1 protein-coding gene is annotated in these 255 nt (G+C 62.7%); it reads left to right on the plus strand.

What is annotated here, in order from left to right; genetic code table 11:
- Positions 1–255, plus strand: a 255-nt coding sequence (locus tag ACZYSM_RS29630; protein ID WP_489077249.1) for a type VI secretion system baseplate subunit TssF, incomplete at both ends; no start/stop codon positions are given.

The following is a 255-nucleotide window of genomic DNA, read 5'->3' on the forward strand; positions in this document are numbered from 1 at the left end:
TACGACTGGCCTACGAGCCGGATGGCCGCTCGTTGTTGCGACTGCGTTTTGCCTGCGGTGCGTTGACGGATTGGAGCCAGATTGACCTGAGTCGCCTGCCGTTGTACCTCAATGGCGACGCGCCGCTGGCCAGCGCCTTGCACCAGGCGCTGACGCTCAACACTCAGGCACTGTATGTGCGCCTGGCGGGACAACAAGAGCGTTATGAGCTGGACGGCCATTTCGCGCCCAAGGGGTTCGCGGATGAAGACCGTC

The sequence above is a fragment of the Pseudomonas sp. F220 genome (genome assembly GCF_057813935.1).